A 368-nucleotide genomic window follows, 5' to 3' on the forward strand; every position below is an offset into this window, starting at 1 on the left:
AGTGTCCACACAGATTGATTAGGTTTAGAAAAGTTAAGAGACGATATTGGGTCTGTAGCTCAGCTGGTTAGAGCGCTCGCCTGATAAGCGGGAGGTCGGTGGTTCAAGTCCACTCAGACCCACCAATATCGACCTAGATGGGGCTATAGCTCAGCTGGGAGAGCGCCTGCCTTGCACGCAGGAGGTCTGCGGTTCGATCCCGCATAGCTCCACCATCTTTAAGTATTCTCTTAAGAGAGTCTTTAAAAATGGTTCAATTTATTGAATCAAGCTCTTTAACAATTTGGAAAGCTGACTGATTGATTACTTACGAGTAATTCAATCAAATTTAAAAGTTCTCAATGTTTATCTTTCATTAGATAAACACA

2 tRNA genes are annotated in these 368 nt (G+C 42.4%); both read left to right on the top strand.

Features of this window, described 5'->3' with window-relative positions:
* Positions 1-48 precede the first annotated feature (48 nt).
* Positions 49-125, top strand: a tRNA-Ile gene (locus QQ041_RS22255).
* Positions 126-139: 14 nt separating this feature from the next.
* A tRNA-Ala gene (locus tag QQ041_RS22260) sits at positions 140-215 on the top strand.
* Positions 216-368: the final 153 nt, after the last annotated feature.

It is taken from the genome of Vibrio sp. TMPB1044, assembly GCF_030442075.1.
Lineage (GTDB): Bacteria > Pseudomonadota > Gammaproteobacteria > Enterobacterales > Vibrionaceae > Vibrio > Vibrio satsumensis.